This is a genomic window from Clostridioides sp. ZZV15-6388 (genome assembly GCF_020657755.1).
Lineage (GTDB): Bacteria > Bacillota > Clostridia > Peptostreptococcales > Peptostreptococcaceae > Clostridioides.
In genome coordinates, this window is record NZ_JAGWCU010000002.1 from 197,530 (window position 1) to 214,395 (window position 16,866).

Genomic DNA, 16,866 nt, shown 5'->3' on the forward strand with positions numbered 1-16,866 from the left:
TAAGAGGGGCTAATTAAATTTTACGTATGGGCAATATAAATTTTAGTGGTCTTTTACAGGACTTTTTTCAGTTTCACTTGTTATTCCTAATTCTTCTTTTTCAATATTCCACTTTTCAAGACCATATTTAGATATTTTAACAGCTTCAGCTAGACCTCTCCCAAGTCTTTTTATGGTATTCATGCCTACTTCGTCATCTTTTGCACCTTGTTCCTTTGCATCTTTACTCCAAATACTAGCACCAGTGTATCCTCCAATAAGTCCTCCTGTTACCAATACCTCATGCATTAAAAAGAAATTTATTATTGGTAATCTAGCCATTTCTTGTCCACCATATCTAGTCCCACCAGTAGTTATGGCAGCTCCTACTTTATTTTGCAAATTACATCCATGTACTAAATACATATGTCTTAATCTATTTAACACAGCAGTCAATTGAGCAGTTATTCCCATATCATAAACAGGAGAACCTATTATAAATCCATCTGCTTCTAGCAATTTTTTCTCTAGTTCGCCCATATCATCTTGTATAGTACATTTTTCTGCTTTTCTCATACAAGCATCACAATGTATACATGGACCTATATTTTTTCCTCTTACAGTCCAAAAGTCAATTTCTATACCTGGTATTTCTTTAGCTTCCTCTAAAGCTTGTAGTATTGCATATTCAGTTGCTCCTTTTCTTGGACTTCCACATATTCCTAGTATCTTAGCCATAACTCTATACCTCCCACAAATTTTAATTTAAGCCTCTATTTTTATATCATTAGACTTATTCGATTTTATTGATAATATATATTTAATTATCATCGCTATAATAAATACTGATACTATACAAGAATTTCCAACTAAAGTTCTAATAATCTCTGGAAACTTTTCCAAAGTCTGAGGAACTGAAGTTATACCTATACTTAAGGTAATTGAAACTCCTGCTATAAGATTGTTATCTGACGTAAATCCACATTGACTTATCATATCATAACCAGCCATAGCAATTGATGAAAATACGATTAAAGTGACCCCTCCTATTATGCATGAAGGTATAGTCGTTATGATTGCTCCCAATAATGGTGAAAATCCAACTAAAATTAATACTACTCCTGTAATTGACAATACAAATCTACTAGTAACTTTATTTATAGCTACGATTGCAGCATTTTGACCAAATACTCCTGTTGGTATTGAACTAAATACAGATGCAATTATAGATGTTAATGCATTTCCCATTGTAGCAGACTCTAATTCTTTATCTGTAACCTCTCTATTCATAGCTCCCATTGTAGCAATTGTTGCTGCTCCCATCATATCAGCTATAGCTACCATAAATAAAATGGCAAACATTAATATTAAATCAAGTCTAAACTCTAGACCAAATGCCAATGGTTTTGGAAAAGAAAATATTGGTGTCCCTTGAATTGCAGAAAAATCAACCAATCCAAATGCAAGTGACACTAAATAACCAAATATTATACCTATTAAAATTGCAGCATCTTGAACCAAACCCTTGCCAAATTTCATAAGCAAAATTATAGCTATAACAACTATAAGCCCTATTGCAAAATTTATAGGTTCTCCAAATGTGGCTGAGCCTTCTCCCCCAGCTAAATTTTTTACAGCAGTTGGAAATAGACTAATACCCATACAAGCAATCATTGTACCTGCTATAATTGGAGTAAATAAATGTCTTATCTTCTTAATTCCAAAGGCTATAAAAAACACTACTATTGCTCCTCCAATTTGAGCTCCAAAAAGAGCTTTAAGTCCGTATTTGCCAGCCACTGAAAGACAGGCTCCTAAAAATACGTAATTTGTTCCCATTATTACAGGAAGCTTTGAACCCAGTCTATGCCCTTTAAATAGTGGTATTGAGTACAATTGTAGTAAAGTTGCTATTCCAGCTACCAACATAGCACCTTGCATAAGCATAGTTGACATCTGTTTATCAAGCCCTACTATATTCGATATAAGCATAGCTGGAACCATATTACCAGCTATCATTGAAACAAAATGCTGTAATCCTAAGGGTAAAGCTTCTTTTAAAGGCGGTTTTCCCTCTAGATGAAATTTTGATGTATCGTGCTCTTTCATAAAATAAATCCTCCCATAAATTTTATTTTTCTTTACGACCATGAATTTATTAACAATTAATTTTGAGCTATACACATCTTAATCTAGTTAATTCTTAACTTAAATGATATTTATTTTAACTAAAGTATTATTTATGTATAGTTGTTCAGTGCACTTAATCTTATTATTTATATTCTCTAAGCTTATACTTTTTATTGACATCATGCTCTGCTCTTACAAACTCTAAATTTCCTTCTCCCATTAATTCAGACATTCTTTTCTTTCTATCACTTAGCCAGTCTTTATCAATATTTTTATAGTACTTATAATCTGTCCAATATATTATTGATGTTATTTCTTCTGGATTACTTTCACTAATCCATATCTCAGAACCAGCAAATCCTTCTAATAATTCTAGACCTTTAACCCAAATCTCATAATCTAATTGTAAGTACTTTTCTATTAATTCAGTATTTATCCTAAAAGTTAGTTCTTCAATAAATAAAGGTCTTTCAAATGATTTTAATTTCATATTATATACTTCCCTCTTTAATATTTGACTACTTTTTTATTCAAATGATTTTTTATTTAAATACTTTCAACATAATGCTCTTACATATAATTACTTTTTATTTACTTCTTATAATTTTACTTTCTAACAGGAGGTATGTGTATTGCTTTACCTACTATTCCCATAGTAGCTTCTGCAAAAGCTTCTGGTAAAGTTGGATGTCCATGCATAGTACTGGCAACTTCTTCAACTGTCAACATTGCTTTCATCGCAATTACAGCTTCATGAATTAAATCACTAGCATTGGGCCCTATGATATGAACACCATATATTGTAGTCTTATCTTTTGAAGCAATTACCTTAACCATACCATCTGAATCATTCATTGTAAGAGCCTTTCCATTGCCAGAAAACTGAAATTTGCTAACGACATAGTCTAAGTTTTTATTTTTGGCTTCTTCTTCAGACAATCCAACTGTAGATACCTCTGGAAAAGTAAAAATGGAATTTGGTACTAAATCATAATCTACACTTGTTTTTTCCCCTACAATTCGTTCAACAGCTACTTTGCCTTCTTCAGATGCAACATGTGCAAGCATTATTCCTCCAATCACATCTCCAATTGCATAAATACCTGGTACAGACGTACAGTAATTTTCATCAACTTTTATTCCCTTTTTATCATATTTGATGCCTAAATTATCTAGATTTAGTCCTTCTACATCTAACTCTCTTCCTGTAGATACAAGTACATTATTACAAGCAATCTTTGTTTTTTCTCCATTCTTATTTATATCTACTACTAGTTCTTTATCACTCTTAAATATTTCTTCTACTTTTGATGAAAGTAGTATTTTAATCCCCCTTTTATTAAGTAGTTTAGTTAACCTATTAGATACCTCATTATCAACCATAGGAATTATATTATCCAAGAACTCAACTATAGTTACATCTGAACCAAATTCATTTAAAATTCCTGCAAACTCAATTCCTATAACTCCTCCTCCAATTATTACTACTTTCTGAGGCAAATTAGTTACTTCTAAAGCTTCTTTACTTGTTATTACTCCCTCTAAATCAATTCCTTTAATAGGAGGCTTAGAAGATTTTGAACCAGATGCAATCAAAATATTTTTTCCTTTAATTATCTTCTTTGAACCATCATCTAATTTTATTTCTACAGAATCCTTACCTATTAACTTTGCTTCCCCCTTTTCTACAGTCACTTTATTTGCTTTTAATAATCCTTTTACACCACTAGTTAATGTCTTAACTATATGTTTCTTTCTTTTCTGCACTTTTTCCAAGTCTAATTTGTATTTATCAACTTTTATCCCATATTCTTCAGCATGATTAAAATAATTTAAAACCTGTGCATCTTTAAATAGTGTTTTTGTAGGAATACAACCTGTATTTAGGCAAGTACCTCCAAATTCATTTTTTTCTACAATTACAACTTTTAACCCCAGTTGAGCTCCTCGAATCGCTGCAACATACCCACCTGGGCCACCACCAATTACGATTAAATCAGTGTTCATATTTATTTTTCCTCCTTTTAAGTTATAGATATTAATATCTATAATTAAAATTTTAGTATCAATATTTATAGCTTGTTAAATCTACTTGATTTTTAATACCATAGCAAAGTTTCTGACGTGTAAAAATAAAATTATTTCTATGCATTCCTACTGTCAATAATTCCGAATGTGGATGTTCTAAGTGGCTATAAGCTGTTGTACAACCTGGAGTCATTTTTCCACCAACAAATACCATAGAATAATTCATAAAATATTCGTCTAATAATTCATTTTCAATTAGATGAGTACAATATGAAGGAGATTCTATACACATTTTTTCTATCCCTAGACTTTTAAGTACATAAAGTAATATCTTAGAGTCTGGAGTACTATCTTTACCAGTTACAATTACAGGACAAACATCAAAATCTTTGTATAATTCTTCAAATTTATAATCATCAACATCCTTAATTGAATTAAAGCTTCCTATACATCTGTGTTTTAAAGGAGAATTTTCTTTTATATAATCCCAACCATTTGGAGATGTAGCTATAACCATTTTATATTCCTGACTCTTATCAACTCTAAATGTATAATGGTCAAATGGAATATCTGTAGCATCAAAAGAAACTACTACTCCACATGGCTGATATTTTTTATTTAAATAGTCTTTTCTTTGCTGTGTCAAACTTTCATCAAATACATGACATGTTATCCCAGGTTCATTTTGCAACGTTCTAGCCCCTATAATCACAGCATCTGAATATGCTCTTAGAACATTTAAAACCCAAAAATCTGCCAAGGCTCCATCTGGATCAACAAAATTATTTTTTCCAATTAAAGGTCCTGCTTTATTGTCTTCATATGCCATTTTTCCATCGGATGAAAGCACCATAGATGAAAATATATATGGTCTTTTATCTTTTGATTTTGGAAAAAACAACTCCGTATAATACTCTAAAGCATCTGGTATACAGACATTTTCATTAGATTCTTCTTTTATAGTGTCTAATATCTTTTCATTTCTATTTAATACATTTATTTTTAAATTATTTTTTGGTATGTTGAAAAACTCAAGCTTATTCATACTTTGACCGCCCTCTCCCAAGTATTTTTTACAATCCATAAATTCTTTTTCCCCATTGTACATTTCCTAGACCAACATCCTCTATTAACTTACTTGATATTTTTTGAGTTTCATATATTACTTTTTCTTCATCTATATTAACTATCTTGTTATTATCCATAACTACTTTTCCATCTATAATAGAAGTTTCTATATTATTTGGAGTAGATGAATATATTAATGAACTAATTGGGTCGTGAACTGGTATAGAAATTGCACTTTTATATGGATTATAAATTATAATATCAGCATTTTTTCCTATCTCTATTGACCCTAAGCAGTCTAATTTATTTATGGATTTTGCTCCTCCAAGTGTTGCCATTTCCAGCACACTTGACGAAGGTAAAAGCTTTGCATCTCTATGAGTAACTTTTTGTAATAATGTAGTCATTTTCATTACTTCTAACATATTTTGAGTATCATTACTCGCTGAACCATCGCAAGCTAAACTTATAGTTAATCCATTTTCAATAAGCTTTGGAATTGGTGCTACTCCTGCCGCTAAAACCATATTAGATACTGGATTATGAGATATTTTAACATCATATTTTTTAAATAGTTCTATGTCTTCATCTGACATTTGTATGCAGTGAACTGCAATAAAGTCAGGTCCTAAAATTCCTACTTTTTCAAGATATGGTACAGTCTTCATACCTCTATCTTCTAAACAGTATTTATCATCGTCCTCAGTTTCAAGTAAATGCATAGTTATTGGAATATGAAGCTCATTGGCTATATTTCTCATTTCTTTGTATCCTTCTTCTGTGTTATCCCATATAATTCCAGGAGCTAATGCTAAACTTATTCTCGAGTGGTCTCTATATTTTTTCTCTAATCTTCTAACATCATCAAAAAACTTTTGTTCTGTATCATGATAAGTACAGCCAAATTCTTTTGGAAATTTACTTGTGTCTGTAAACCCTCTACCAAGTATTCCTCTTATTCCTAAGTCTTCAAATGCTTGAATTATGCTATCATCAAGCCCTTCTTTTCCATGGCAATACATATAGTCAAGTATAGTAGTTGTGCCTGTTCTAATTGCTTCTATACATCCTGTTAAGGCTGCATAATAGCAACACTCTTCATCTATTTTATGTATAGCCCTTCTAACAGAGCTATCAAGCCAGTCTAACAACAGTTTATCTCTTCCTAATCCCTTTAACAAAGTCTGAAATAGATGAGAATGAGTATTTATAAATCCAGGTAAAACAAATTTACCTCTAGCATCTATAATTTTTTCAGAGATGTATTCTTCTAGTAAATTCGTCTTTCCTATATCAATTATCTTGTTCTTTTCAATTATTATACAAGCATCATTTAGTATTTCCCTCTCATTATTCATTGAAATTAGATAAGCGTTTTTAATTATCAAATCTACTTTTCTCATGCAGTAACCTCCATATAATTTTTTGCTATGTCTTGATTTTGACAGATAGTTTGGAGAGAAAAAATCTTTCGAGAAACGCATAACAAACTATCTGTCAGATTACTGGTGTACTATAAAATTATTTTACATATATTTTAATTACATCCATCTAAAATCCAAAAGATTTTGTGTAACTTCTTGAAGAAAACGTGCTCCAGGTGCTCCGTCTACTACTCTATGGTCATGAGTTAAACTCATATTCATTATTAAACCAGCATAAAATGCACCATCTTTTACAAGAACTTTTTCTATTATACTTCCAATACCTAAAATTGCACTTTCTGGTGTATTTAACACTGGGGTAAAGTATGTTATTCCAAACATCCCTAAGTTAGTTATAGTGATAGTTCCATTACTCATTTCATCAGAATTTAACTTGTTATTTTTAGCTCTTTCACTTAAATCACTTAGTTCAATACATATTGTTTTTAAATCTTTTAAATTTGCATTTTTTATTATAGGTACCACCAAGCCATTTGGAATGTCTACAGCTACACCTATATTAATTTCGTTACTTATTTTAAAATGATTTTCATCAACTATTTGCGTTCTAAGTTTAGGATGATTTTCAAGAGCTTCAGCTACAGCCTTTATTATAAGAGCTGTATAACTTAATTTAACTCCTACTTTTTTATACTTTTCTTTCAATCCTTTATATATTTTTGATAAGCTAGTAATTTCTAATTCAGTGGCAATTGTAGTTTGAGCTGTTGTCAACAAACTCTCATGCATTTTTTTTGCTATTATATTTTGCATTGGTGTCATCTTAGTTACCAAATCATTTTCCCCTATATTTACCTTAATGTTATTAACGTGAGAAATAGGAGTAACTTCTTGCCGTACTTCTTTTTCTACTACTTTATTTTTATTGACTTTCATAACTTCTTCTACTGAATTACTATTCATAAAATTTTTCAAATCATCAATTGTTATTGCACCATGTATTCCTGTTCCCTCTATATTTGAATAGTTAATTCCTTTTTCCTCAGCTATTTTTTTAGCTCTCGGAGTTATTCTTTTCTCTATATTTAAACATTTTGCCTTAGTTGTATTTTCTAAATTTAAAATATCTGCCTCTTTTTCATTATCAGTTTTATCTATCAAATCAAATCCACTAATATCTTCATTAGCTTCTGCAATTATACAAATTAGTTCTCCACAATTAGCAATATCGCCCTCTTCAAAAAATATTTTTCTCAATACCCCACTTTCTGGCGCTTCAACAGTATTAGTAATCTTATCAGTTTCAACTTCTAAAATTTCATCACCCTTATTTACTACGCTTCCTTCTTCAATCAACCATGTGCCAATTGTTCCTTCCTCCATAGAAAGACCAAACTTAGGCATCTTAACCTCTGTAATCATTGTTTATCCTCCCCTGACTAATATTGCATAACTTCCTTACAAGCCTTAATTAGATTTTCTAATTTTGGTAAAACAAAATCTTCTAAAACTGGTGCATATGCTACTGGAGCATCAATTGATGTAACTCTTTTTATCGGTGCACTTAGGTACTCAAATACATCTTCATTTATCATTGCAGATATTTCAGCTGCCCATCCTCCAACTCTTGGACCTTCTTGAGCAATAACCAATCGACTAGTTTTCGCAACTGACTCTACTATAGTTTTTTTATCATAAGGAAATACAGTTCTAAGGTCGATTATCTCTACATCAATCCCTTCTTTTTCAAGTTGACTTGCTGCTTTATGTGCTAATCCTAACATCATTTGAGTAGCTACTATAGTAATATCACTTCCAGTTTTCTCAATCTCAGCTTCATATAGAGGAATCTCATATGGCTCAACTGGCACTTCCCCTTTGACATTGTATAGCATCTTATGTTCTAAAAATAATACAGGATTATCGTTTTTTATAGCTGAAAGCAACATCCCTTTAGCTTCATAAGGTGTTGTTGGTGAAACTACTACAAGCCCAGGTGTGTTCATAAACCATGACTCTGCACAAACTGAATGATGATATGCACAGCGTATACCACCTCCCTGTACAGCACGAACAGTAATTGGACAATGTGCTTTTCCTTGGAACATAAAATTTAATTTTGCTGCATTATTTACAAGTTGGTCAAAACAAACTCCCAAAAAATCTGCAAACATTATCTCTGGAACTGGTCTTAACCCACAAAGTGCTGCACCATTTGATAATCCTAATATAGCTGATTCTGATAACGCTGTATCTTTTATTCGATTTGGCCATTTAGCCATTATTCCTTTGGTAATTCCAAAATCTCCACCCATTTTAGCTACATCTTCACCTAGTATAAAAACTCTATCATCATTTTCCATAGCTTGATGAAGTGCTTCATTTATTGCCATTCCATATGAAAGTTTTCTTCCCATTATCTTATCTCCACCTCTCTATCAACATATGTGTGTGTAACTGCATCTTTAATATCTGGTGATGGACTCTCCAATGAGAATCTCAGCATTTCTTGAACATCAGCCTCTATTTCTTCTTCTATTTGCTTAAGTGATTCATCTGACATGCCTTCTCTTTCAATAAGTATCTTTCTAGTTAATTTTATTGGGTCCCTATCTTTCCAATACTTAACTTCTTCTTCTGGTCTATATGCTGCTGGGTCTCCTGCAAAATGACCTTGCCAACGATAAGTAAGAAACTCTATTAAAGTTGGTCCTTCACCTTTTCTTGCCCTATCTGCTGCTATTTCCACTATCTCAATTACTGCTTCTACATCATTTCCATCTACCCTAAAACTTGGAATCTCATACCCCTCACCCCAAGTTTTTAACTCTTTTTGAGGATGTGAATCTGTATAGTGTGTAGATATAGCATATTGATTATTAAGTAGGCAATATATTATAGGAAGCTTCCATGTTGCTGCCATATTAAGACTTTCGTGGCAAGCTCCTTCTCCTAAAGTTCCATCTCCTAGAAATACTGCTGTAACATCATCTGTTTCTTTATACACAGATGCAAAAGCTGTACCAAGACAAGTTACCATAGTTGAACCTTGTATTCCATTAAATCCCATATTTCTACATTCAATATCATTTATATGCATTGAACCGCCTCTACCACCATTTATCCCTGTAGCCTTAGCAAAGATTTCTGCCATTACAAGTTTTGGGTCAGTACCACAAAGTGCTATAGTTCCATGACCTCTATGGTCTGGAAATTTATAATCTGTTTTTCTAAGTGCATCAACTATACCTGCTTGACAAGCCTCTTGCCCTATACTTAAATGAACAAATCCTGGTATTGTTCCATTGGCAGCATATATTTCTATTACTTCTTCAAATCTTCGAATCATAACCATGTCACGGTATAATTTTTCTAATCTTAACTTACCTAATGCCATCTTATCTCCTCCTGAATCAATAAATTTTTAAGTTGTTTATTTTAAGAAACTTTTTTCGAGTACTGAATAATTTATTTCTCCTGCCGAAAATGATTTTCCAGTGTTTATATTATGTATTTGTATTTTGCCTATTGAATGTACATCATGGTCTACATAGAAAAAGTCTCTTCCTGCCTTCACAAATACATCTTCAAACAATTCCCCATAATTTGGAGATGAAGTTTTCCCTGCTAACTGGTGTATAGTCTTTGCAATGGCAGTATCAGTTGAATCTACCCAAAACTCAGTTTCACTACCATAAATCAATGCATCATTTATTCTTCCCATAGTCTTAAGTTCATCTTTTACTATAGGTGCTATTGGTGCTTTTCCTCTCGCAAGTACAATTTGACCTGCATCAAAGTTTTTTTCAAACATCTTATGACATACTTGCTCAATGATTCTTGCTGATACTTGCATTGATGCTACAATACATGTACTTGGTGAAATTAATATATATGTGTCTTCTGGTTTTACTTTACAAGCATTTGCAACCTCTAAGACTGTTTCATTATTGGGATATTTTATATCTTGGATACATAAAACTGCCTCATGATAAGTATCTTTATATGGAGTCATTTCAAAATACCAGTCTGATTCAACTCTTGCTAAAGCTCTTGCTGGTCCTGACCCAATAGTTGCAAATTCACCTTCTCCAAGTTTCCATCCAGCAATCTGTGAACCCATACATGCAATCAATGGTTTATCTATAAATACTTCAACTGCTGAGAAAGAATATTCATCATTTAATTTAAAATCTCCTAATGACACTGTTCCTAGGTCACCTATAGAAGCCCTAGTAAATAAAACACCTGCTTTCCAGCTTCCACTACAATTTAAGCCCATATCAATTATAGTTGCTCCACAATCCATCTTAATAATTTCACATCCCAATGCTTCTGCATCTTCTATTATCTCTCTCACTACCACCATAGCTTTCTTGTTTAAACTTATCATCTTTATACCTCTCAATATATATTTTTATGCTTTCTTACCACATACATCAATTGCAGCTCCCATTATTGGACTTGCTTCATCAGATGCTAAGAAAGTTACAACTTTTGATACTTCTTCCACTTGCAACATTTCTTCAAGCGGTATCGTAACTGCATCATCATAGTTAAATCTTTTTCTTGTATATTCAGTGTTAGTCATCCCTAAATATATCGCATTTACATTGATTCCATACTCTTTTACTTCTTCAGATAATGTTTGAGTAAAACTTACCATTCCTCCTTTAGAAGCAGCATATGCTCCAAAGCCTGGAAAAAAGTGTTTTGCTGCTGTAGAGCTAATATTTATTATTTTTCCATACTTTTTATCAATCATTGTTCTAAGGACAGCCTTAGTACAATAAAAAGTTCCACTTAAATTAGTCTTTATCTGAGCATCCCAATCTTCAATTGTAGTATCAACTACTGGAGCTGATTTATGGAGAGCAACATTATTAATCAATACATCTACACTCTCAAATTTATCTATTACCTCACTAAAACAAACTTCTACATCTTTAGGTTTACTTACATCACAAACTGAAACAAAAGCTTTACCTCCAGATTTAATAATTTGTTCTGCAACATTATCCAATTTGCTTTTGGTTCTACCAATTAAGACTACTATTGCTCCTTCGATAGCAAAATCTAAAGCAAATCCTGCTCCTAACCCCTGCCCTGCTCCTGTTATCACAACAACCTTATCTTTAAACCTTAAATTCAAAATTCATCACACCCTCTACATTTATATAATTTAAACTTACATTTAGAAAAAGGTCTTACATTTTAATATCTAAAGTATTTTAAATAAATATCTTTTTACTTTGTATAACTAATTTCTTTTGTATAAAGCAACATTAAATATTTATATTATCTAGTAAAATACTTTTCTTTATTGGCAAACTATAAAAATCACAATTTAATGCGTTTGCTACTGCATTTGCTACTGCTGGTGCTGATGGTACAACAGAACATTCACCTATACTCTTAGCTCCAAATGGACCTCCAGGTTCTCCACATTCTATCAGGCCAACTTTTATTTGGGGCATTTCACTAGCCTTTATCATATGATACGAGCGAAATGAATTAGCTTTTATTTTTCCTCTATTGTCAAATTCAAGTGCTTCAGTCAACGCATATCCTATTCCCATTTGAATTGCTCCTTCAATCTGACCTTCTACAGACATTGGGTTTAAAGCTTTCCCTACATCATGAACTGCAACATATTCCAAAACTCTTACACTTGCCAGTTTAGTATCGACCTCAACTTTAGCAAAATGTACACCATATGAACTTGCTCCAGTTTGAGATGCAAAAGTTTCAGCTCCTATAATCTCTCTTAAACTTACCTTTTGAGCATGTATCATGACATCACATAAAGTGACTTGTTTGTTGTTATTTTTGATAGAATAGACTCTATCATCCTTAAATTCTATATATTCTTCATCCTCTTTTAAAAGTTGGGATGCTTCCTTTAAAAGTTCTTTTTTTACTGAATTTGCTACTTTTAAAGCTGCATTTCCAGATACAAAAACTCCTCTGCTTGCGTAATCTCCTAAATTCCATGGTGATGCTTCTGTATCTGCCTGTATACATTCTATTTTTTCCTGGCTTATTCCAAGTACTTCAGATATAATTTGTACTTGAACACTTACAGATGCATTTCCCATATCATGAGTACCTGTATATAATACAGCTGAACCATCTTCATTCATTTTCAACATTAAAGCTGTTATATCCCTATGTGCTCCAAAGCATCCATTTCCATGTGAACCAACTGCCATACCTACACCAATCAAAAATCTACCATTTGATTCATTTTGCTGTCTAATTTGTTTTTTCCAGTCAAACATTTCAGCACCTTTTTTTATACAATCTATTGGTCTTGGATTTCCATGAGGACTTTTAAATCTTTGATCTATTCCATCTGGTTCGACTAAGTTCTTAAGCTGTAAATCTAAAATATCCATATTTAGTTTTTTTGCAATTTTATTTAGTTGGGATTGTTGAGCAAAAAAAGCTTGTGGAGAACCATACCCTCTCATTGCTCCTGCAATTGGTGTGTTTGTATACACTGGTATCCCTGTATATCTCATATTTTCAATCTTATATGCTTTAAACACTTTATGACTCATTGCTCCAATTACATTTAAAGCACTTGATGCATATGCTCCTGTATTTGTCAGAACTTTCATATCTTGTGCTATAACTTGACCATCCTTCATAACACCCGTTTTTAGATATACAACTGCGCCATGTCTAGTTCTTGTCGAAGCAATAGTTTCTCTCCTGTTAAGCTCTAGTTTGACTGGCCTACCTGACAGTTTTGCTAATAATGCTACAATTGGCTCAATTGTAATCTCTAATTTACCTCCAAAAGCTCCTCCAATAGCTGGACTTACTAGTCTAACTTTATTCATTGGTAATCCAAATAAATTAGATAAGATTATCCTAAATCCAAAAGTGTTTTGATTAGGACTATAAACAGTAAGTTTCCCACTGTAATCATAATCTGCAATCGCCACATGAGTTTCTATTGCACCATGATGTATAGCTGGAAGTGTATACTTATCTTCAAAAATATAATCAGCTTTTTTCATGGCTTCTTCAATATTTCCACACTGCTGTACATTTACTGCAAGCTTGTTTCCCCCTTTATGTATTGGATATGCACCCTCTTGTATTGCTTCTTCTGGATTAAATACTGAGGGTAATTCTTCATATTCAACCTCAATAAGCTTCAATGCTTTTTCAGCCGTTTGTAAATCTTCAGCTGCAACGGCTGCAACTTTATCACCCACAAAACGAACAGTATCATCAAAGATATGTTCAACCTCTGGCAACTCATGTTCATAAAATCTCATGGCACTATTAAAGGCTTTTTGAGGTGAGTTTTTATAAGTGGCTATAGCTTTTACACCTTCTAATTTTTCAGCTTTTGATGTGTCTATTTTTTTAATTTTTGCATGCGCTATAGGGCTGAATAAAACCTTAGCATAAAGCATATTTGGAATTTTCATATCTGCAGTATATCTAAGTTGGCCAGTAGCTTTAAGTACAGCATCTCTTATTGGGACTCTTTCACCAATAACTTTAAAATTATTACTCACAGGTTATACCCCCCATCCTTTTTGCTGATAAAAGTATAGCCTCAACAATTTTTACATATCCTGTACATCTGCAAAGATTATTGTCTATAGACTTTCTAACCTCTTCCTCAGAAGGATTTGGATTTTTATCTAACAGGGCTTTTGCCGACATTATCATCCCTGGAGTGCAATACCCACATTGAACAGCTCCACAATCAATAAATGCTTGTTGAATTGGATGTATATTGATACCATCTGACAACCCTTCAATTGTCAATATCTTTTTCCCAACTGCATTTCTTGCTAGAATCAAACATGAATTAACTGCTTCTCCATCTAAAATTATTTTACAAGCTCCACAATCACCAGTACTACATCCACACTTACTTCCAGTTAAATTAAACACTTCTCTTAAAACATAAAGTAAAGTCCAACTTTTTTTTATACTCACCTCTCTCAATCTGCCATTTATATCAAGCTCAATAACATCTATAATCTCCACCTTCTCTCCACATAATTTAATTTTTAATATTTTCTATGAAATTTAATCTTTGATTAATAATTTATCCAAGTTATTTACACTCATTTGACAAGTAAAATCCATAATTACTGTTAAAAAAGGAGGAGCAAGGCGCTCCTCCTGGATATCCTTTCAGATTATACTTTTATTAAAATGAGTATCATATCTTTTGATTATTTAGTTTTTTAAGGTTTTTGGGTAAAAAAAATAGAAGCAAGGCGCTCCTTCTTGGATATCCTTTCAGATTATATTCTGCTCAAATGCAAGCTATTAGGTTTCCTTCAAAGTTCAATCCTATTTTTGGTAAAAAAAATAGAAGCAAGGCGCTCCTTCTTGGATATCCTTTAGAATTACGTTCTCTAAGCTTTACAACTTACTTTACTTTCCACTACATCCTCTTTTTCCTTAGGCAATACGATATTTAGTATTAAAGATAATAGAGCTGTTCCAGATATACCAGTCATTAAAGTGACTACAATGCTTGGTAAAAATGCTAATGCAGCTTGATTAAAATAACCACCCATACCAATGCCCAGCGAAACTGCTAAAATTGTTATGTTACGATTTGTCATCTTTCCCATTCCAATAACCTTAATACCTGATGATGCAATTGTTCCAAACATCATAACTAATGTACCTCCAATAACTGGGTCTGGTGTTAAAGCTAATATTTGGGCAAACTTTGGGAAAAATGCTAATATACCTAACATTACTCCCCCAAGTGCTACTATGTACCTACTTGCAACTCCTGTCATACAAATTATTCCTATGTTTGGACTACCTGATATGACTGGAAGCCCATTAAACAAAGCTGCAAAACAACTTCCAACTCCATCTGCTCTAACAGCTCTCATCAATTCTTTTTGCGTAGGTAGACGGTTTTCAACAGAACTAACAACCCCTGTCGTATCTCCTATTATTTCCATAACTGTTACAATATGAATTGTACATATGGTTATAATAGCGCCCAAGTTGAACTCCAATCCCCAGTATATAGGCTTTGGCACTGCAAACCAATTTGCTTGTGCCATACTAGAAAAGTCAACCATACCAAATATTACTGCTACTACATAGCCTATTACTATTGAAATTATTATGGATGCTACTTTGAGAAAACCTTTTCCAAATTGATTTAAAATAAGTGTCAACAACAATGTAAATACAGCTAAAGAAAAATTAGCAACTACATTAGGTCCATGAGCATCAAAAGATACTGCGTAGTCAAATGAAGAGCTCATAAGTGATAAACCTACTGCCAAAACAACACTGCCTGTAACTGTAGGTGTAAAATATTTATGTAAATATTTTACTGCAAGAGGTCCTACTAAAGTTAAAACTAGACTTCCTACAAGTACTGCTCCAAAAGCTCCAGCAATACCAACATCATTATTTGTACTTAAGGCAATTAATGGTGCTACAAAGGTGAAACTTCCACCAGTAACAATTGGCAACCGTGACCCTATTGGTCCAATTCCCATAGATTGCAGTATGGTGCTCACCCCTGCAATCAACATCGAACATTGAATCAAAAATGCAGTCTCACTTAGTGAGAGACCCATGCCCACAGCTACTAAAATGGCACCCGACATAGTACCTGCAAAAGCAGAAAAAACATGTTGCATACTAAGTGGTATTGCTGTTAGAAGCTTTGGCTTGTCATTAAATCCATACTTGTAATTTTCCATATCTTACCCCTTATCGCTCCCGCCATTGCCGCCAAATGTATGGAGCCATGTAATAAATTATTAGTAACCTTAAAAGTTAGAGCCTAATAAATATTGCACAGTTACATTATGAAGTTTTAGTAATACATTTTGAAATTAGAAAAGCTCTAATTTAAGGAGTGGCGGAGGATTAGTTACTAAAAAAATAAAACGTTTGCTTTTAGCATTATTTTTATTTTTTGTAAGCTAGGTAATTAATCCGATTTTTAATTGTATTATACAGTCACGATTTTAGACTGTCAAGATTATTCTGATAATTTAATTTTAGTTTTATTTAGAATTGTTAAAGTAAAAATAATAATCAATCTGTAGAATAAAATCAGTATTAAAACACTTTAATTTTTAAATTTGCGTTATTTTTTTATCAATTTTCGTTTTAATATTTATTTCTATAAAATATATGCAACCTCTTATTTTCGCCATATAACGCTATTTCAGTAAATATAATAAATAATAAATAGTAACTAACATTTATTAAATATCATAAAAATCTTAATTATTGGATAAATATAAAT

14 protein-coding genes are annotated in these 16,866 nt (G+C 32.4%); all 14 read right to left on the bottom strand.

Annotation, left to right across the window (positions count from 1 at the left end; translation table 11 throughout):
- Positions 1-42: 42 nt before the first annotated feature.
- The 14 genes from KGF48_RS02715 to KGF48_RS02780 all read right to left on the bottom strand — a co-directional run bounded on the left by KGF48_RS02715 (position 43) and on the right by KGF48_RS02780 (position 16,312).
- Positions 43-717 carry a flavodoxin family protein gene (locus tag KGF48_RS02715; RefSeq protein ID WP_227850229.1) on the bottom strand — a complete coding sequence of 225 codons (675 nt, stop codon included), beginning with the start codon at positions 715-717 and terminating at the stop codon, positions 43-45.
- Between the two features lie 27 nt (positions 718-744).
- Positions 745-2,088, bottom strand: a complete 1,344-nt coding sequence (locus KGF48_RS02720; RefSeq protein ID WP_227839587.1) for a solute carrier family 23 protein — start codon at positions 2,086-2,088, stop codon at positions 745-747.
- Between the two features lie 163 nt (positions 2,089-2,251).
- Complete coding sequence (locus tag KGF48_RS02725) at positions 2,252-2,599, bottom strand: TIGR03792 family protein (RefSeq protein WP_227827640.1); 348 nt, start codon at positions 2,597-2,599, stop codon at positions 2,252-2,254.
- Between the two features lie 116 nt (positions 2,600-2,715).
- On the bottom strand, positions 2,716-4,116 hold the full coding sequence (gene lpdA / locus KGF48_RS02730; protein ID WP_227867725.1) for a dihydrolipoyl dehydrogenase: 1,401 nt from the start codon (positions 4,114-4,116) through the stop codon (positions 2,716-2,718).
- Positions 4,117-4,174: 58 nt separating this feature from the next.
- Positions 4,175-5,221, bottom strand: coding sequence for a dihydrofolate reductase family protein (locus KGF48_RS02735; RefSeq protein WP_227839589.1), 1,047 nt, complete (start codon positions 5,219-5,221; stop codon positions 4,175-4,177).
- Entirely contained in the window at positions 5,211-6,608 is a 1,398-nt protein-coding gene (locus KGF48_RS02740; protein ID WP_227827643.1) for an amidohydrolase family protein, read from the bottom strand. The genes KGF48_RS02735 and KGF48_RS02740 overlap by 11 nt, the downstream gene beginning before the upstream one ends.
- 138 nt (positions 6,609-6,746) lie before the next feature.
- On the bottom strand, positions 6,747-8,012 hold the full coding sequence (locus KGF48_RS02745) for a dihydrolipoamide acetyltransferase family protein (protein ID WP_227867726.1): 1,266 nt from the start codon (positions 8,010-8,012) through the stop codon (positions 6,747-6,749).
- 17 nt (positions 8,013-8,029) lie between these two features.
- Positions 8,030-9,007 (bottom strand): alpha-ketoacid dehydrogenase subunit beta, encoded by a 978-nt coding sequence (locus KGF48_RS02750; protein ID WP_227827645.1) that lies wholly within the window; start codon positions 9,005-9,007, stop codon positions 8,030-8,032.
- The gene (locus KGF48_RS02755) at positions 9,007-9,987 is read right to left on the bottom strand and encodes a thiamine pyrophosphate-dependent dehydrogenase E1 component subunit alpha (RefSeq protein ID WP_227827646.1); all 981 of its coding nucleotides are present in this window, start codon (positions 9,985-9,987) and stop codon (positions 9,007-9,009) included. The genes KGF48_RS02750 and KGF48_RS02755 overlap by 1 nt, the downstream gene beginning before the upstream one ends.
- A gap of 36 nt (positions 9,988-10,023) precedes the next feature.
- Positions 10,024-10,983 carry a methenyltetrahydromethanopterin cyclohydrolase gene (gene mch, locus KGF48_RS02760; protein WP_227827647.1) on the bottom strand — a complete coding sequence of 320 codons (960 nt, stop codon included), beginning with the start codon at positions 10,981-10,983 and terminating at the stop codon, positions 10,024-10,026.
- Between the two features lie 24 nt (positions 10,984-11,007).
- Positions 11,008-11,742 (bottom strand): SDR family NAD(P)-dependent oxidoreductase, encoded by a 735-nt coding sequence (locus tag KGF48_RS02765; RefSeq protein WP_227827648.1) that lies wholly within the window; start codon positions 11,740-11,742, stop codon positions 11,008-11,010.
- Between the two features lie 133 nt (positions 11,743-11,875).
- The gene (locus KGF48_RS02770; RefSeq protein WP_227867727.1) at positions 11,876-14,128 is read right to left on the bottom strand and encodes a molybdopterin cofactor-binding domain-containing protein; all 2,253 of its coding nucleotides are present in this window, start codon (positions 14,126-14,128) and stop codon (positions 11,876-11,878) included.
- A complete protein-coding gene (locus KGF48_RS02775) occupies positions 14,121-14,609 on the bottom strand; it encodes a (2Fe-2S)-binding protein (RefSeq protein ID WP_413894779.1) in 489 nt (162 codons plus the stop codon). The genes KGF48_RS02770 and KGF48_RS02775 overlap by 8 nt, the downstream gene beginning before the upstream one ends.
- Positions 14,610-14,986: 377 nt before the next feature.
- Positions 14,987-16,312 (bottom strand): uracil-xanthine permease family protein, encoded by a 1,326-nt coding sequence (locus KGF48_RS02780; RefSeq protein ID WP_227827650.1) that lies wholly within the window; start codon positions 16,310-16,312, stop codon positions 14,987-14,989.
- Positions 16,313-16,866: the final 554 nt, after the last annotated feature.